This window comes from Bacillus cereus, assembly GCF_007678085.1.
GTDB classification, from domain to species: domain Bacteria; phylum Bacillota; class Bacilli; order Bacillales; family Bacillaceae_G; genus Bacillus_A; species Bacillus_A cereus_BE.
Genome location: NZ_VEDW01000001.1, coordinates 749130 through 767284, shown reverse-complemented (window position 1 = coordinate 767284; position 18155 = coordinate 749130). Strand labels below are relative to the sequence as shown.

Below are 18155 nucleotides of genomic sequence, written 5' to 3'. Positions count from 1 at the left end.
TCTGCATCCTCTCTTGTTAGTCACGCTTCTTTCACCCACATTACTTTATTTGATTGTGATTATTACCGGAACTTAGATAACACCGCCCTAATCTCTTCTCTCACAACTTCACGAATAAGTTCTTATAACAATTCCTCTAAATTCATACATGCATCCCCTACATCATTTTTTGAATTTCCTGCTTGTTGTTTAATTCACTCATAAAATTTATGAATAATGATCATCCACCGTTTACCTTCTCTAAGTACCGGAAAGAGATTGCTTGTTTTATCCGACATTACATTACAGACGCTTCATAAACATCTCATAAAAATATGTGAGGAAAAGAACGTTATAGCAATGGCTATCATGAATACAATTTAATTTACCCTGTTTATAATAGTAACCTTATAATTCAGAAGTTTGACACAGCTCATGAAAAAGCTTATAAAGAAAAGTGAGGTTCCTAATATTCGTTTCTAGGTTTTAATGTGTATATCTCAATAATCTTAAATGAACGATTAGGACATAAAGAGTGGGATCACACTAGATACCTACTTACATGGTATATCAGAACTTCAAGAAACTTCGGTGAATCAATTTGCAAACGAATTATTCGGAAAGAAAACTCAGGTTAGAATTTCGTTAGAAGTTTTCATTTCATAGCAAATACACCAACTAAACAACCAAAAATATTGATAGTGAAAAAGGAGAAACAAACATGAAAGAAATCAAATCAGAACAGGAATTCAAAGACATCATCGCAAGTGAGGAGCCAGTAGTTGTTAAGTTCTTTACTACATGGTGCCCAGATTGCGTGCGTATGGACAACTTTATCGGAGATGTAATGGAAGAGTTCAATAAGTTTGAATGGTATTCTATTAATAAAGATGAGTTCCCAAGTATCGCTGAAGAGTATCAAGTAATGGGTATTCCAAGTTTACTTGTATATCAAAATGGCGAGAAGCTAGGCCACTTACATAGTGCTAATGCAAAAACTGAAGAGCAAGTTACTGAGTTTTTAGAAGCATACTAAGATTAAAACCCTCTGAAAAATATTTTTTAGAGGGTTTTTATTTTACCTAATCATCTTTCAGCAGTGTAGTATACAGGTTCATCATAATTCATATGTCCTTTCCCCTACCCCCTCGATTAAAATCGCGTTCACACCCTAACTTTGCACTTTACAACATATTTTTCCTTCACGAAACTTTGTTATCCCCTTCTTAAAAACCTAAAAAACGTCAACAATGTTTGTATAGACCCACACGAGTTTCGTTTGATACTCTATTTATAGAAAGAAATTCCTTGTAGAAAGGTGAGTGATTAAAATGGATACTCTTTCTCATAAAGAAGCTGATAAAGGTGCGATTGTCAGCATTATGGCCTACATATTTTTATCCTCTATGAAAATCATCATCAGTTATATTACCCTCTCTAGCGCATTACGTGCTGATGGTTTAAATAACTTAACGGATATCGGTGCTTCTTTAGCGATATTAATTGGTCTAAAAATCTCTCGTAAACCTCGTGACCCAGATCATCCTTATGGACACTCGCGCGCAGAACAAATTGCATCACTTGTTGCTTCTTTTATTATGGCAACAGTCGGTTTAGAAGTTGTTATTAGTGCCATACAATCTTTTTTAAATCCGAAACAAGCAGCGCCTAATGTACTTGCTGCATGGGTAGCCTTATTTTCTGCTGTCGTTATGTACTTTGTGTATTTGTATACGAAAAAGATTGCAGCGCGCACAAAAAGTAAATCATTAGAAGCTGCTGCAAAGGATAATTTATCAGATGCTCTCGTAAGTATTGGTACAGTCGTAGGTATTGTCGGTTCACAGTTCCAAATGCCTATTTTAGACCCTATTGCAGCTTTAATTGTCGGCCTAATTATTTGTAAAACTGCATGGGAGATTTTCGTAGAAGCTTCTCATATGTTAACTGATGGAATCGATCCAGATAAGATGGAAGAGTATGCTGATGCTATTGAGCATATTGGTGGTGTAGAAAACATCGTAGATATTCGCGCTCGTATGTACGGGAATCAAACGTACGTTGATATTACAATTGAGGTAGATGCTCGTATGGATGTTGGTGAAAGTCATTGTATTACTGACAACATCGAGGCTATGCTTCGGAAGAAGTTTGGCATTTACCATGCACACATTCATGTTGAACCAATGGAAAAAGAACCTATTATGACATAGGTTCTTTTTTAATGAACGTTTTATGAAATATAACACATAAAACGAGCCAGCTACCGCCAGCTGCCCATCCTGCTAATATGTCAGATGGATAGTGAACGCCAAGATATATTCGGCTAACTGAAATAGATAATACAACAAAGCTCGCTATAAAAATAATCAACAATTTTTTATGCAATGTAATACGTTCTTCAGTAATTGTGACGTATGCAATAAATCCTAAGAAAGCAGTAGCATTCATCGTATGACCGCTCGGAAAACTATATCCAGTTGCCGTAACAAGTTGCGTTACATCCGGTCTTGCTCGTTCGTACCATAGTTTAAGCATACTGTTTAAATAACGAGATCCATAATAATTAACTGTTAGAAGTAATGCACTAAGCAACTTTTTTCTAACGAGAAAATACATTACAAGAATGATGAGTAACGGAAAATATATTCTTTTGGAACCGATAAAAGACACCCAAGTAAAGTAAGCTGTCAAGTAATCGTTTCGAAAACTTTGAATAAAATGCGCGACTATATTGTCAAATTTCTCAATACAAGCGGTATGATACGAAAGTGATAATACGACAAAACAAATGAGTAGCGTAAAACTTAACAAGTATAAATGTCGATATCGTTTCACATACATAACCTCACTATGCAAAAAAATGGAGCGGTTGTTTTAGTTTTCCTCTCCATTTCTTTTTTATGCATAGTTTATTAAAAAATATAATTGTTAATTTTTTCTTTCATTTCCGGAATATCTTCATTCGTTACTGTAAAGCGAATCACTTTCTCGTCAAGATCAAGCGCTTCTGCAAATAAACCTGCTAATCCGCGAGATTTTCTGTCTACTTCCATAATAATCTCTAGTCGATCGTAAGCGCTTGGCAAGATTAATAATTCTAGTTCATCTAATTTCCCATAATACTCTCCGGAAACAGGAACAAACTCAAATTCTTGTGCAAATGGAACTTGCTTACGTAAGCGATACGGTAATTCTTCACATTCTATATGACGCGCTTTAAAACCTAATTGTTGTACACTCTCTAACACACTATTTAATAGTCCATTGGGCAACACTTGAATGTAATCACGATCACTTGGATCTATACTGCGTTGAATTTCAAGGCCTGTATGCACCCAAACTGTTTTCATTCCAAGTGTAAGCGGCGTTTCAACTGGCATTATAAATGAAAATGGAATTTCTTTTTTTTCATTCGGCTCAACAGTAAAAGGTTCTGTTAAACGAACTCGCTCTAAATCATATGTTGCTGTTACTTTTTTATCATCCACTTCTCGTACATACGATGTTGATAACGTTAAGTAAATGCTTTCAATTTGTTGGCTAACTGAACCACCAGTTATATGAACCTTTCCTAGTATCTCTTCTCCAACAATATACTTATCTTTTTCAAGAACTGTATCTACTTTTGCATTCCCAATACCAACGCTTGCTAAAAACTTTTGAAACATGGATCCTCCATCCTTTCTAAAGAAAAAGCTATATCTTTTTTTAACTCTTGTACATTCTCATAGTACGGCGTTTTTATTTGTAACATTCGCATAAGCATTTCACGATTATAACTTTCCAAAGTTAATTCGTCATACCATGGTTTTTCATGTTTTTCATTAGATTCATAGCCTGCATATAATAAAAATAACGAGAAATGACCAAGCGCATAAAAATCACTACGAAAGTGAACTTCTCGCATCAAAGCTTGTTCACCTTCATAAGTTGTAGCTCGTTCATCACCCTCACCCTTTAATTTAGCTAATCCAAAATCAATAATACTAATTTCATTTTCTTTCATTAATATATTAGGAATGCGTAAATCTCGGTGAATAATACCTTTACTATGAAACACCGATACAATTTCTAATATTTCATATAAAATTTTTAAAACTTCACGTTCTGTATATACATGCCCATCTGAGAAAATATAATCTTCAAAATTTTCACCAGGCATATATTCCATCACAAAAAAGCTTTTTTTCTCCCATACGAAATGATCATATAAACTAGGAATTGCATGATGATTTAATGTTTGTAAAATCATTTTCTCTTGTTCAAATGATTTTCTACCAGATTCATATCGTTGTTTACTTTGTCTTAATTGTTTTAAGACTTTATATCTATTTATTTGTAAGTCATTAACGACATATGTAACCCCATAACTGCCCATTCCAATTACTGATTCAATTTTATAACGTTCTGCAACGATTGTATTTTTTCGCAGTGGTCTATCAAATAAAGCTAGTATACGACGCAATTTCATCAGCTACTTGAAAAGAAGCTACGGCTTTTACGCTTTCTTTTATAATGCTGATGCCCATAACCAGATGAACGTCGTTTATAATCGCTACTTGAATAAGAGCGACCTCTATGACGATAATCACTACTAGAATACGAACGATATTTTTTCCTACCTAATAAAGAATCAATAATTTTTTTGAACATCCCTTCACCTCTTGAGTAAAATTTTATTTTAATTATACCAATAATTGCCGTCTATATTTGTGACAAGTTTGTAAAGAGTAAAAAACGACGAGTTAAGCCCGTCGTTACTTTCACTCATCCTCTTCATCAAACACTTCATCAATCATACATTTCTCCAATAAGTACTCGAATGTAATGTCTGCGAGATCTTCAATTTCTTCTCGTTTTGGGACGTATCCTCTTTCAATTAGTTGCTCATAAAAAAACTCCGCAATCTCTTCTGTATCAATTACGACTTCAATTTCCTTCATGAGCATCACTCCTTTATTTCTGTTTTATGAAAAAATCTCAAAAATATGTATATGAGATTAGAAAAATAGTTTTTCTTTTTTATAGGTCATATCCTTTGGACGAGATGCATACGATGGTAGTACAAGCTATCAAAAAGGGGGCTTTTATTATGGAATACCAAAATGAGGTAAAGCAAGAAGTAGGGCAAACAAAAGAAGAGTTCATGCATGAAGATCAATGGGCAGACTCTCTTATTAAATGGCTTTTTATTTTTTTAATAATTGTAGGCATACCTTATACTGCATATGTTGTTGTTCAATTCATTCTCTCTTTCTAGTTAACTATTTTTTCTCTGTCAATTTAACTAAATAATTATGAACAACATCCATAACAATTTTGTACTCTTCATCTTTAAATGTATCGAATAACAATTGATAATCGTTATAAATATCAAGTAATCCATCAATGATTTCTTGACGATTTGTCTTAACACTCACTTTTTTCGAGTTGTTAATTGACTTTAATTTTCCTAAATCTAATTTATTCATACCAGCTTTATCTTGTTTCATTTTCTTCAAAATTGCATTTGCCGTTTGAGCGTTGGCAAGTAACGTTAAATCTGACTCATCCGCTTCTAGCCATTCACCATCCGTAATTCGTGACAATTCGTATATTGTATCTTCCCATGCGTCATTTTTATATCTCCATACTTCTGTACGAAAACCAACAATTCGAAACACATCTTTATCGTATCCTGTTACTTGCACGAGATCACCAAATGTGAAATTATAATTTAATTCAATCCACTCAGTTTCACCTTTTTTCATATCTTGCTCTGAAACGTGCTGCAACGTTTGCTCTACGTAAAACCCATCGTGATTATTGACTTCGTAAACGTAAACTCCATCTAAAACCTTCATATTTGTGATTTTACCAACGGTTCCATATAGCGTAATCACGACTATGTCCCCTACGTTATATTTAGGTTGCTTTTTCCTTGCCATCTATATCTCTCCTTTTTTTGACGTCGTGATTTTGATAACAGTATATGCAACCTACATAAAAACGCTTATCACAGAAGCGTATATTCATAAATTTTTTCAATAAAAAATATCACCATATGAAAATTTATTTACAACGTAAAAAAAGCTAGCAAATAGACTAGCTTCACGTCAAAATTTTCATATAGTTTTTATCTCTCTTGTATGTATAAATCCCAAGCTTCATCAAATATAGACATACTTTCTAGCATTCCGCTTAATTCTAAGTATGAACTAATTTCATCATAGTCTTCAGATTGCTTCGGAAAGCTTAAATCATCGTACATTGCCTCTGCTAAATTCGAAATTTCATTACTAAATAAAGCGGCACGATGCTTCATCATATAGTGGTAAAATGTCTTTTTCAAAAATATTCCCTACCTTTCTAACTTGGATACATTATACAAGGCAAAAAAGAAAAAAACCAGCATAAAAGCTGGTTAAAAGTCGAAATAATTTCTTTTTAATAGACGTGGTCTTCCCATTAATTCTTCATATGTTAGTTGTTTTGGTAAATCTTTCGTATAAATTAGAAACAATTGGTCTTCTATTTCTTTCACTGTTTGATCTGCTTGATAGTCCATACCACATGAGGAACAAGAAATACATGGTGTCTCTTGGATTTCAATGGCTTTCGTACCATCTGGTAATTCCCAATATACAGTATTCAAGCTTTCTTTCGCTTCTGTACTGTCACACCACATACAATTCATACTGCATCACCCTCAGTTTTTTTGTCGTTTTCTTCTAATTTAGCCATTTGTGCTTGATATTTTTTATCTTTTAATTGGTCGCGCTTATCACGTTTATCTTTTAATGATGCATGAGTGTCATTATCTTCATAGTCTTTACGACGGCTCATACGCTGTAAGTCGTCTGGAACGAGGTTAAATTTCTTATCACTCATAAGACCTGCGATACCAACATCTGAACGTTTTTCTTCATAGTTTGGATAGATTTCTTTAAAGTACCCTTCTGCTCTTCCAGGGATGTAGCTTTCTGGCTCTGGATACGTTGTAATAACACCTTCAAAGTTACGAAGTACAACTTTATCTGCACTTTGTGAGATTAAATAGTTTGGCTGAAGGGCAATCTTGCCGCCTCCTCCTGGTGCATCAACAACGAATGTTGGTACTGCATAACCAGACGTATGTCCGCGTAAACCTTCAATAATTTCAAGACCTTTAGATACTGGTGCACGGAAGTGACCAATACCTTCAGATAAGTCACATTGATAAATGTAGTATGGGCGTACACGGATTTTTACTAAATCATGCATAAGTTTTTTCATAATTGGAACGCTGTCGTTAATACCAGCTAAAATTACAGCTTGGTTTCCGACTGGAACACCAGCATTCGCTAACATTTCACAAGCCTTTTTCGACTCTTCAGTAATTTCAATAGAAGTATTGAAATGTGTATTTAACCATACTGGATGGTATTTTTTAATAATGTTACATAAGTTTTCTGTAATACGCTGCGGGAACACTACTGGTGCTCTCGTTCCGATACGAATAATCTCAACGTGCGGAATCTCGCGTAAATTTTTTAATACATATTCTAAAATTTTATCGTTAATAAGAAGACCATCACCACCAGAGATTAATACATCTCGTACTTGTGGTGTATCACGAATGTAAGCAATTGCATCATCTAATTGTTTCTTCGGCACACCCATTCCAATTTGTCCACTAAAACGACGGCGTGTACAGTAACGACAATACATAGAACATTGATTCGTTACTAAGAATAATACGCGGTCAGGATAACGATGTGTTAAGCCTGGAACTGGTGAATCTTCATCTTCATGAAGCGGATCTTCTAAATCATATTTTGTTTTATATAACTCTTCCGAAATCGGTACAGATTGCATCCGAATCGGACAGCGTGGATCATCAGGATTCATTAGCCAAGCATAGTACGGTGTAATATTTAACGGGATCGTTTTTGTTGAAATTTTAACGCCTTCTTCTTCTTCAGGTGTTAAATTAATCACTTTCTTTAAATCATCCAAAGTTTTGATCGTATTCGTTAATTGCCAAACCCAATCATTCCATTGTTCTTCAGTAACATCCTTCCACAACTCGATATCCTTCCAGTGACGATTTGGTTTGTATACATCATGTAACATTGCTATTCCCCCTTTTTATACGCTCATCCTTTATATAAGCAATAGTTATGCCAACTTTACTTTATTGATAAGTAAATGTACGGAAAACCCTATTGCATAAGCGAAAAAATATTTTTGAGCACTGTATGAAATCCATACATACTATCATATTCATTACTTTTTATATATGTAAACGCTCTTTTATTGGTGCAAACACACAAAAACCGCCAATTATTCGGCGGTTTTGTCGTACTTACTCAGTTTATATTGAAGCGTCTGACGAGGGATACCTAACATTTTTGCAGCTTGTAATATATTCCCTTCCGTTTCAATTAACGCTTGATCTATTAATTCTTTTTCCGTTTGATGAAGTGCTTCTCTAAGTGGCAATATACTCTTCCTCTTCGGAAGATTCTCTTTCCGAAATATACGTGGTAAACAATTAGCTGTTAATGTATTTCCTTCTGTAATTATGACAGCGTGTTCAATCGTATGTTTTAGCTCCCGAACATTTCCAGGCCATTGGTAAGCTTGAAGTCTTTCTTTCGCTTCCTTATCCATTTGAAGTACACCTTTTTTATAACTTTTATTATATTCGTTCAAAAAATAAGTCGCTAATAATAATACATCCTCAGTTCTTTCACGCAGCGGCGGAATATATAATGAAAAGACATTTAATCGATAATATAAATCAGTGCGAATTTTATTCTCTCTTAAACATACTTCTGGTGGCTGATTCATTGCTGTAATAACGCGAACATCTACTTTTCTCGTCTTATTGTCGCCAATTCGACGAATAACACCATCTTCTAATACACGTAGCATTTTCGCTTGTAAATCGAGAGGCATTGAATTCAGTTCGTCTAAAAACAATGTCCCACCATCTACAAGTTCAAATAATCCCGCTCGTTCAATTGCTCCAGTATAGCTACCTTTCGTCGTTCCGAACAATAAACTTTCTAATAGCGACTCTGGCAAAGCTGCGCAGTTTTGTGCAATAAATGGCTTGTTCTTTCTTTTAGAAGCTTCATGAATCGCTTGTACAAATAGCTCTTTCCCTGTTCCTGTTTCCCCATATATTAAAACATTTGCATCAGTTGGCGCTACTTTTTGTGCTAATTCCTTCGTCTGTTTAAACCGAGCATCGTCCGTCACGATCGTCTCAAATGCAACATGCTTTTTGATTGCTTTTTTTCTAGATGACCGCTTTATTTTCGACTGCAAATCGACAATTGTATCCGTAAGTTTTTGAACTGTGGAATAATCCTTAGCAATTTCAACAGCCCCAGCAATATTTCCATCTATAAAAATAGGTAACGTCGTATTTACTGTACAAATATCTTCCCCATTTAAATTTTGATAATGTTGCACTTGATGAACGATTGGCTTTTTTGTATCTAACACTTTCATCAACGTACTTGTTTCCCTAGATAAAGAAGGAAACGCTTCTAATAAATGTTTACCTAACACTTTTTCAATTTTTGACCCATCGTGTTTTGCAGCTACGGTATTATAAAAAATTGTAATACCATTTTCATCTACTGCATGTATTGCCTCATCAATACTGCCCAAAATCGCTTCAATGACTTCTTGTGTCGAAACTGCTAGCAATGTCATCCCCCCTTTTGCCGAAAATCCAGCAATCACGTGCCGAATTTCCGGCATACCTATATGCGATTATAAGCATGACGATTCCGTTCTATTTTTATACCGTACTATTTAGACAAATCTTTCACCCATATATTCATATCTTCCAGCTTATCGAAAATGTAGCAATTGTTCGCCAGTCTTCCTGTATACGTATAACCTAACTGATGAAAGGCCGCATTCATTCCGAAGGAAAGTGATCGAGCAATTGTATAGGAACAGAAAATCGACTTTTCTTGCAGTTCTTCTTCTAACTTAATTAGTAAACTTTTCATAAATCCATGCTTACGATATTCGGGTAACGTAGCACAATTCGTTAATTCTGCATTCCCTTCTTTTATATTCATTTCTGCAGATGCTGTACTAATTATTTTCCCCTCGAATTCATACACATAGTATATTGTATCGTCTTCTTTCATCGTTTGTTTTACATAACTTGCTTCGTTTAAAGGAGTCGGATAAACTTCAAATACTTTTCCAAAGACAACGGCTAATTCTTCCGCATCCTCTTCTGTCGCTTTTCTTAATAAAAATTTCTCTGGGACTATTTTTTCCTTTACTTCTTTTGCTTTAACACCGCTTAATATGGTATCTTCCTCAGCCCAATGAATACTATTTCGTCTTTCATCATTAATAAATTTCACGAAGAAGTATGCATCGTGACCTTGAAAATAATGCGGTATTGTTGCTTCCAATAAAAAACCGAAAGAGAGCCATGTAGAAACATGCTCTCCCTTTCCTTTAATAATACATTTAGTGAAAGAATGCTTCTCTGCTAATTCGTCAATTGTTTGGATAATCCTCTCAATATTTCCTGTGTAGTGGTCTACTCGAATACGTTTATTAAAATAGTCTAAAACGCCTTCAACTGTATAGCTATTCGTCTGCTCTCTAAAAGATTCATAGTATTTCATTTTTTCACCTCACACCAATCTAGTAATGTACATGCAATAATTTTTGCGGCAGCTATCATTTTATCAACTTCTATATATTCGTTTGGATAATGTGCTACTTTCGTTTCTCCTGGGCCAAATACTATCGTTGGTACACCTGCGATTTGTGTAAATAAACCTCCATCAGTCCCCCAAGGAGATGCTTCAATAATCGGTTTGTTCCCTTCGATTTCAACAAAGTTCTGCTCGAGTGTCGTAATTAACTCATGATTTTCTTCTAGTTCACCAGGAACCCATCTCGCACCAAACCATTCTACTTCTACGGGATTTTCAACAAACCAATTGTCCACATCATTTAATTCAGTGATCCAATTCCCAAACTCTTCTTTTGCTGCCTCTATAGTCTCATTCGGCGCAATACCGCATCTTCCTTCTAAAATTAACGAATCAGGAACAGAACTTGGCCAGCTCCCGCCTTCAATTTTCCCAATATTAATTGGAATTGGAATTGGGATTCCCTTAAATAATGGGTCTGTAATTCGGTCATTTCTCTTCTCTTCCAGCTTTCTCAAATGATTTATAACAAACATACTTTTTTCAATTGCACTTACTCCTTCATAACGCGTTCCACCGTGTGCTGCTTTCCCTTTCACATGTAGGCGAAACCACATAGAACCTTGTTGTTTCGGGAAAAACTTCATATTTGTCGGCTCTGGAATAATAACACCATCTGCCTTATATCCTCTTAATATAGTCGCTAATGTTCCTGCCCCGCCACTTTCTTCTTCTATTACACTTTGAAAATAAATATCTCCTTTTAATTCAATACCAGATTCAATAATTGCTTCCATCGCAAGCATAAGTGCGACATTGCCGCCTTTCATATCCGTTGTTCCACGACCATATATACGATTTCCTATTTTCTCACCACTATAAGGATGATGGTCCCATTGATTCACATCTCCTTCTGGTACAACATCAATATGGCCGTTTAATATCATAGATTTCCCGTCGCCGCTTCCTTTAAGGATCGCTACAATGTTCGGACTATCTGAAAAACTTGTACGCGGTGATACAAAATAAGGATGATCTTTCATTTTAGAAAATGAAGGTTCCCAAATATCAAGATCTAAACCTAGCTCACGCAATTTTTCAATCACAATTGCCTGTGCACCACTTTCATCACCAGATACGCTCTTTTCTTGAATTAATCGTTTTAAAAATTTTACGCTTTCTTCTTCTTGACTCTCAATATAATCACAAATTTGTTTTTTTAATTGCTCCATATATTACATCTCCCCTCATTCAATTACTAGTAAGTTAGAGCCAATTTCAAACTCCGCTTCCGTATGTTGTTTTATATCTTCCACTGTGTATGGCCTCATTAATTCTTGTAAAATAAGTCCACTCGGCGTCACTTCCATAACCGCCATATCCGTAATAATTAAATCTACACATTTCTTTGAAGTTAATGGTAATGTACACTCCGAAACAATTTTTGCATTTCCGTATTTATCGACATGATTCATGACAACAACGACACGCTTCGCTTTTTGTGCTAAATCCATCGCTCCCCCAATACCTGGAACGCGTTTTCCTGGTACGATCCAGTTCGCTAAATCACCATTCTCACTCACTTGTAATGAACCAAGAATCGTAATATCTAGTAAACCTTTCCGAATCATCCCAAACGCTGTACAGCTATCAAAATAACTCGCTCCAGTAATAAGTGATGTCGGTAAACCTGCTGCGTTACATAAATTTTCGTCTTCATTTCCTTTGCTTGGTGTAGGACCCATACCTACAATTCCATTTTCCGCATGAAACATAACGTTTATATCGTCAGGCAAATGGTTTGGCACAAGTGATGGTATACCAATACCTAAATTTACAATCATGCCATTTTGTATTTCTTTCGCCGCACGTCTAGCAATTTTATCTCTCACTTCTACGCCCATACCCATTTCCAATTCACTCCTTCCGACGGTACGATATAATTTACAAATACTCCTGGGACAACAATTTCTTCTGGATCTAAACTTCCAAGTGGAACAATTTCTTCTGCTTCTACAATCGTTATATCCCCGGCCATAGCAACGTGAGGATTCATGTTACGAGCGCTCTTATCAAACACAAGGTTACCAAATGGATCCGCTTTTTTCGCATATACAATCGCAACCTCAGCAGTTAATGCTGTTTCTACTAAATATGTCTTACCATTCATTTCAACAGTACGTTTTCCTTCTTCTACAATCGTATCAACACCCACATCAACTAATACACCACCAAGTCCTACACCACCGGCACGAATCCGCTCTGCTAATGTTCCTTGGGGAGAAAACTCAATTTGTAATCTTCCTTCGTTTAGCTGTCTTCCTGCATTTGGATTTGAACCAATATGAGAAGTAATTAATGATTTTACTCTTTCATTTGTAACAAGACGACCGATTCCTACATCAGGAAATCCCGTGTCATTCCCTATTAAATTTAAATTTGTAACTCCTTTTTCTAAAATCGCCTGTATTAAAGATGGAGGGGATCCGATCCCCCCAAATCCCCCAAACATTAATGTCATATCATCGTGGAACAAAGAAATTACTTCCTCTATCTCTTTTAATTTACCGAATGTATTTGTAATAGTTGTCATGCGATACTATGCCCTCCTTTTTGCATCATTTCTTCTACACTTTTTGCAAAAATTGAAAGTAATTCATCTAACTCGGAATATGTAGTTGTCATTGGCGGTGCTACAAGCAGTGCACTATCTTCTTTTCCTGCTTGCCCTGAAACAGCTTGGTATAAAAGAAGACCATTTTTAGCTGCAACCGAAATAAGTTCCGACGCTTTTGTAAACGGTTGCAATTCTACTCCAATCAGCAATCCTTTTCCGCGCACATCAGCAATGATTGTCGATTGTTGCTGAACTTTCTGTAGTCCTCTTATTAAATACTCTCCCTTTTCTGCTGTTTTCTCAGGTAAATTATGTTTCTCCATATATTCAATAACAGCTAGAGCTGTTGCTGCAGATAATGGATTTGCACTTAACGTATGCCCACTCATTACAGAACGAGACCCACGTAAAATTGGCTCCATAACACGGTCACTTACGATAGTCGCTGCCATCGGTGTATATCCAGCTCCTAAACCTTTACCAAGGGTCATAATATCTGGTTCTACACCCCAATGTTCCATCGCAAACCATGCGCCAGTACGACCAAGCCCAGTCATTACTTCATCAGCAATAAATAAAATATCGTAATGGCTACAAATATCTTTAATGACTTTATAATATTCTTTCGGCGGAACGACTGCGCCACCAGCTGCTCCGATAATTGGTTCAGCGATAAAAGCAGCGATATGTTCTGCACCAATTCTTTCAATTGATCTTTCTAGTTCAGTCGCACAAGCAAGCTGACAAGTTGGGTATACTTTTTGCACCGGACACCTAAAACAATATGGAGCTGGAATAGTTGGATAATCTTCCAAAATTGACACGAAACGTTGTCTGCGCAGTGGATGCCCAGACATTGATAAGGCTCCCATTGTAATACCGTGATAACTCATCCATCGTGACAAAATTTTATGCTTCCCTTGAATACCTCGCTCTTGAAAATGCTGAATTGCAATTTTCATAGCCGTTTCATTTGCTTCCGTACCACTATTCACAAAAAAGCTCCAGTTCAAATCTCCTACACTTAAATCACTTAATTTCTTAGCTAATTTTTCAGCTGGTTCACTCGTAAACTGTGATCTATAAACGAAAGCAATCTCCTCTGCTTGCTTTTTTATAACGTCCGCAATCTCCTTTACGCCATGCCCAATACCTGCCGTAATTGCCCCTGACGAGCCATCAAAATATTTATTTCCATTTTGATCATACAAATACACACCTTTTCCATGTGAAATCATTGGATACGGCTGACCAACAAGTGGTTTAATTAAGTAATCGCGCATAGCGCTCCCCCATTTCTCCAATTTGTATATATATATGAAGAAAATTGACGTTTCTTTCATAAAAAAGAACCCTCTGCGAAAGCAGTGATTTTATCAAAAAACTATTATAAAATATACAAATGAGTGCTAAATATTATTTTAAAAACAGAAAATTCAGAACTTAAAACAAAGACCAACCCTTATCTATACGCTCAAGTAACCCTCCCTTATATAAAATTAATGCTGCACTACATATTTTCTTAACATAATGTCAGCTTCCCTCAAATGCCGACATTGTGTAAACTTCGACGAAACTCCCTTTAAACTCCTTCCTATTCTCCTACTTTATATTGCATATTTTCAAACAAATATCGACAATTAATCCAACTAAATGCATAGCAATTATTTTTAAACAAACCAATATTCCACATACATTCCCCTCTGTTTTATACAATAAAAAAAGAACCGATTAACCACATTAATCAGTTCGGCACGACGCTCTTTTATCGGTTAATACCACCACTTGCTAACGTAAATAGAAAAAATAATGTTACAAATTCAAAATTCATCCTACAACTTAAAGCACAAATTCATCCATAACTCCATTCACAATTCCTTTCGGGATATCCCTATCCCAAGATTTCATTCCTTTCCACATTTTCAAACTACCTTTCCTTTATAATTTATGTAGGACAATTATCACTTTGTATGTGTATTTGCCCATAATTAAAAAAATCCCTAGTTTTCTAAGGATTTTGGGACATGTTTTCGATAAGTCAATTGATACGTTCTTAAGTTTTTTATATCGAAATATACATTGTAATCGTTACATCATCACCAATAAGGATGATCAATTGCTGTTTCCTCTAGAAATATATAACGCTCGTTTTCCTAAACGACACTTATCCATAAGCAATACTTTTTATTCACTTTCAACTTTCCTCCTTTAAAAAACAATTTTTTCGCATAACCTCTTTCTTGCTAAGCATATAGTTTTAATGATGACAAAGGAGGAATGTTTATGTCTCAATCTGAAATCGAAAAATATGGACAAGAAGCTGCACGTTACGAACAGCTCGCACGTTACTATCAATTTCATAATCCGAAAAAATATGTAGAACTATATATGAAATACTACGATGCGCTTACGAAACTTGTACAGGCATATGAAAAAAGAGATTCACAAGAAGCTGCTTTACCGTCACACATACGTTTTTTTCACTCTGCTTCAAATACACCTGCGGTTGACATTTTAGTAAACGGGCAAAAAGTTATTAAAAACATTTCTTTTAAACAATTTAGTCCCTATTTAACATTAATGCAAGGTAAATACCGTATTGATATTGTCCCTGTTGGAAATGAAACTCCCATTTTTTCAGCTTTAGTACCAATAATGGGGAATCACACTTATACTTTTGCCGCAATAAATAGTGACAATCATCTACAATTACAACCTATGCTTGATAATACACATCTACCAACTGGTCAAGCAAAAATACGTGTTGCACATTTTTCTCCAGATACCCCTGTTGTAAATTTAGATTTAAAAGGTGGAGATCATTTATTTGAAAATGTTCTCTTTAAACAAATAACAGATTTTTTAGAAGTTAGCCCTGGTACAGCAGATATTGAAGTTTCACTCGCAGATAATCCAAGCGTCTTGCTAACTATACCGAATTTCAAAGTCGAACCGAATATTATTTATACAATCTCACTTTTAGGTTATTCAACGAAAGATCCTAAATTAGAAGCCGTTATACTTACAAATTAAAACAGTCTACACCATTCATTTGGTGTAGACTGTTTATTTTTGAAATACAATTTGAAATTCTGTCCATTCGTTATCTGAACGGCACATGATGGATCCATTATGTTTTTCTACAATTTGTTTACATACAAACAATCCAATACCAGTTCCTAACTTTTTAGTAGTTACAAACGGTTCAAAAATCGTTTCTACATTTTCAGCTGGAATCATTGGCCCATTATTTTTTATCACAATTCGAATTGATTGATCTTCTTCAAATACATCAATGATAATTTTCCGTTCTTCTTTCATTGATTCAAGAGCGTCAATTGAGTTCATTAATATATTTAAAAATACTTGTCTCACTTCACTCCGATAACCAGTAAGCGGAATTGGATACGGCAAATTCTTTTCAATTGAAACATTTGCATTGACCAAACTCGGATATAAGAACTGTATAATATCTTGAAACAAATCATTAAGCCAAAATCGTTCTGATTCATTCCACATTTCTTTTTTCGATACGAGTAAAAATTGCGAAATACGAAAATTTAATTGGTCTAATTCATGCGAAATGATATCTAAATACGATAAACTAGGATGATCTGCCTTTAATAATTTGACAAATCCCATAATTGAAGTGAGCGGGTTACGAAATTCATGTACAAAACTAGCTGACATTTGCCCTAAAATCGTTAGCCTTTCTTTATGTGTTTCGTTAATATATTGCTGTTTTTCCTCTAAATTTCTTGAGATAATTTCCGAGTATTTTAAAACAGTATAATATATTAATTTGTCAAAACAAGTATGTATTTGGGCCATAATTGGTTTCAATTCACGTGCGCTTACATCTAATTCACACATCGCTTCGAAAAGTTCATTTCTTCCCACATTTGCATTATAAACAAAATCACCTATATTCGCATCTGCTCCTGCACGTTCAATAGCAATTTTCTCGCATAATGGCTGAAGATAATCTATATCTTTTTCTTCCATAGTAAGTTCGATAATTAACTCTAATAAATCCTCTCCATTTTGAACTGCTTCTAGTCTAAATGGATCTTTATCGGAAATTATCATTTTGTTTTTCCAGTTCTCAACGAATTGGTGCCTGTTGTTTTTCAAGTGCGAACAAAATACTTCTTTAATATCCTTATCGATTGGAAAAACCTCCATTCCCTCCATTTCCATGCGACGAACACCCTTTATATTTTGAATATTAACACAAAAATCGCAATTCGTTAATAGATTATTGTCACATTTTGTTAATATGTGTTGATAAAATTTTTAATGTCTTTATTAATTGTTTAGATTGATACATTCCATTTTCCTTCCTTTCATTCAAAGTTTTTTACATTCAATGAGACTTTTTTTGCATCCTGCTTCATTCTTTCGTACAATAGAAAATGAAAGGTGTGAAAAATATGGTAAATAAAAATGTGGAAGATTATCTCCAAGAAGGCATTTACGGCCAAAAGCAGAACAAACCAGAAGAACGTAATATGTATTTAACTACATTACGTGAGCGTGTAGAAATCGCTTTAACTATCGGTCAAGTAATGCAAAGTAATGTATATTCTGAAGTAGCCAGTAGCATGCGCTCTTCTCAATCATTACAAATATTCCTAAATGGTGGCATTGCTTACCCACATTTATCAAAATACATTAAATTAGCAAATGAAAAAAATGTTCCTTTTACAATTGTTCAAAATAAAGGTATAGAAACACCAATCGGTTTAGTATTATCTCATAGCACTGCTGTTGACAAAGAACAAATTTATGTAGAAGATGCTATTTTCAAACAAGAAATGAAGTAAAAGGTACACTTCATTAAATGAAATCGTTCCGAGAAACGTAAAACAAACAATAAAAAAACGAGT

The 18155-nt window shown here is 35.0% G+C and carries 21 protein-coding genes and 1 pseudogene; 6 read left to right on the top strand and 16 right to left on the bottom strand.

Going from position 1 to position 18155, the window contains the following annotated elements; translation table 11 throughout:
* Window positions 1-258 precede the first annotated feature (258 nt).
* From FS742_RS28245 to FS742_RS03825, 3 genes and pseudogenes are all read left to right on the top strand, one after another.
* Window positions 259-645: pseudogene (locus FS742_RS28245) on the top strand (site-specific integrase).
* A gap of 55 nt (window positions 646-700) precedes the next feature.
* Window positions 701-1015 (top strand): thioredoxin family protein, encoded by a 315-nt coding sequence (locus tag FS742_RS03830; RefSeq protein WP_000658777.1) that lies wholly within the window; start codon window positions 701-703, stop codon window positions 1013-1015.
* A 295-nt stretch (window positions 1016-1310) separates the two neighbouring features.
* On the top strand, window positions 1311-2192 hold the full coding sequence (locus tag FS742_RS03825; RefSeq protein ID WP_144611268.1) for a cation diffusion facilitator family transporter: 882 nt from the start codon (window positions 1311-1313) through the stop codon (window positions 2190-2192).
* On the opposite strand, the gene FS742_RS03820 is transcribed toward FS742_RS03825, so the two are convergent.
* From FS742_RS03820 to FS742_RS03800, 5 genes are all read right to left on the bottom strand, one after another.
* On the bottom strand, window positions 2182-2817 hold the full coding sequence (locus FS742_RS03820; RefSeq protein WP_144611267.1) for a phosphatase PAP2 family protein: 636 nt from the start codon (window positions 2815-2817) through the stop codon (window positions 2182-2184). The two genes, FS742_RS03825 and FS742_RS03820, sit on opposite strands and share 11 nt — an antisense overlap.
* A gap of 77 nt (window positions 2818-2894) precedes the next feature.
* Entirely contained in the window at window positions 2895-3650 is a 756-nt protein-coding gene (locus FS742_RS03815) for a sporulation protein (RefSeq protein ID WP_144611266.1), read from the bottom strand.
* The gene (locus FS742_RS03810; RefSeq protein WP_144611265.1) at window positions 3632-4453 is read right to left on the bottom strand and encodes a serine/threonine protein kinase; all 822 of its coding nucleotides are present in this window, start codon (window positions 4451-4453) and stop codon (window positions 3632-3634) included. The genes FS742_RS03815 and FS742_RS03810 overlap by 19 nt, the downstream gene beginning before the upstream one ends.
* Window positions 4453-4635: a hypothetical protein gene (locus tag FS742_RS03805; RefSeq protein WP_000473374.1), complete on the bottom strand. Its 183-nt coding sequence runs from the start codon at window positions 4633-4635 to the stop codon at window positions 4453-4455. The genes FS742_RS03810 and FS742_RS03805 overlap by 1 nt, the downstream gene beginning before the upstream one ends.
* 110 nt (window positions 4636-4745) lie before the next feature.
* A complete protein-coding gene (locus FS742_RS03800) occupies window positions 4746-4925 on the bottom strand; it encodes a YozD family protein (RefSeq protein WP_000658451.1) in 180 nt (59 codons plus the stop codon).
* Window positions 4926-5074: 149 nt separating this feature from the next.
* On the opposite strand from FS742_RS03800, the gene FS742_RS03795 reads away from it, so the two are divergent.
* A complete protein-coding gene (locus tag FS742_RS03795; RefSeq protein ID WP_144611264.1) occupies window positions 5075-5242 on the top strand; it encodes a DUF3930 family protein in 168 nt (55 codons plus the stop codon).
* Window positions 5243-5246: 4 nt separating this feature from the next.
* On the opposite strand, the gene FS742_RS03790 is transcribed toward FS742_RS03795, so the two are convergent.
* From FS742_RS03790 to FS742_RS03745, 10 genes are all read right to left on the bottom strand, one after another.
* On the bottom strand, window positions 5247-5909 hold the full coding sequence (locus tag FS742_RS03790; protein ID WP_000101496.1) for a hypothetical protein: 663 nt from the start codon (window positions 5907-5909) through the stop codon (window positions 5247-5249).
* Between the two features lie 188 nt (window positions 5910-6097).
* Window positions 6098-6313 (bottom strand): YozE family protein, encoded by a 216-nt coding sequence (locus FS742_RS03785; protein ID WP_000750725.1) that lies wholly within the window; start codon window positions 6311-6313, stop codon window positions 6098-6100.
* 72 nt (window positions 6314-6385) lie between these two features.
* The gene (locus FS742_RS03780; protein ID WP_000995761.1) at window positions 6386-6658 is read right to left on the bottom strand and encodes a YokU family protein; all 273 of its coding nucleotides are present in this window, start codon (window positions 6656-6658) and stop codon (window positions 6386-6388) included.
* On the bottom strand, window positions 6655-8076 hold the full coding sequence (gene kamA, locus FS742_RS03775; RefSeq protein WP_144611263.1) for a lysine 2,3-aminomutase: 1422 nt from the start codon (window positions 8074-8076) through the stop codon (window positions 6655-6657). The genes FS742_RS03780 and kamA overlap by 4 nt, the downstream gene beginning before the upstream one ends.
* 210 nt (window positions 8077-8286) lie before the next feature.
* Window positions 8287-9672 carry an arginine utilization transcriptional regulator RocR gene (gene rocR, locus FS742_RS03770; RefSeq protein ID WP_144611262.1) on the bottom strand — a complete coding sequence of 462 codons (1386 nt, stop codon included), beginning with the start codon at window positions 9670-9672 and terminating at the stop codon, window positions 8287-8289.
* Between the two features lie 98 nt (window positions 9673-9770).
* Window positions 9771-10616, bottom strand: a complete 846-nt coding sequence (gene ablB, locus FS742_RS03765; RefSeq protein WP_144611261.1) for a putative beta-lysine N-acetyltransferase — start codon at window positions 10614-10616, stop codon at window positions 9771-9773.
* Entirely contained in the window at window positions 10613-11881 is a 1269-nt protein-coding gene (locus FS742_RS03760; protein ID WP_144611260.1) for a peptidase, read from the bottom strand. The genes ablB and FS742_RS03760 overlap by 4 nt, the downstream gene beginning before the upstream one ends.
* 15 nt (window positions 11882-11896) lie before the next feature.
* Window positions 11897-12559 carry a CoA transferase subunit B gene (locus FS742_RS03755; protein WP_144611259.1) on the bottom strand — a complete coding sequence of 221 codons (663 nt, stop codon included), beginning with the start codon at window positions 12557-12559 and terminating at the stop codon, window positions 11897-11899.
* A complete protein-coding gene (gene atoD, locus FS742_RS03750) occupies window positions 12544-13242 on the bottom strand; it encodes an acetate CoA-transferase subunit alpha (protein ID WP_000208105.1) in 699 nt (232 codons plus the stop codon). Before atoD ends, FS742_RS03755 begins: the two co-directional genes overlap by 16 nt.
* Window positions 13239-14549, bottom strand: coding sequence for an aspartate aminotransferase family protein (locus FS742_RS03745; protein WP_001205891.1), 1311 nt, complete (start codon window positions 14547-14549; stop codon window positions 13239-13241). Before FS742_RS03745 ends, atoD begins: the two co-directional genes overlap by 4 nt.
* Window positions 14550-15549: 1000 nt before the next feature.
* Here FS742_RS03745 and FS742_RS03740 point away from each other — a divergent pair.
* Window positions 15550-16299: a DUF4397 domain-containing protein gene (locus FS742_RS03740; protein WP_144611258.1), complete on the top strand. Its 750-nt coding sequence runs from the start codon at window positions 15550-15552 to the stop codon at window positions 16297-16299.
* 33 nt (window positions 16300-16332) lie between these two features.
* On the opposite strand, the gene FS742_RS03735 is transcribed toward FS742_RS03740, so the two are convergent.
* Complete coding sequence (locus tag FS742_RS03735) at window positions 16333-17466, bottom strand: BA2291 family sporulation histidine kinase (protein ID WP_395940388.1); 1134 nt, start codon at window positions 17464-17466, stop codon at window positions 16333-16335.
* Between the two features lie 233 nt (window positions 17467-17699).
* Here FS742_RS03735 and FS742_RS03730 point away from each other — a divergent pair, with 233 nt between their 5' ends.
* Window positions 17700-18092 (top strand): YueI family protein, encoded by a 393-nt coding sequence (locus tag FS742_RS03730; protein WP_000247570.1) that lies wholly within the window; start codon window positions 17700-17702, stop codon window positions 18090-18092.
* The last annotated feature ends 63 nt before the right edge of the window (window positions 18093-18155 follow it).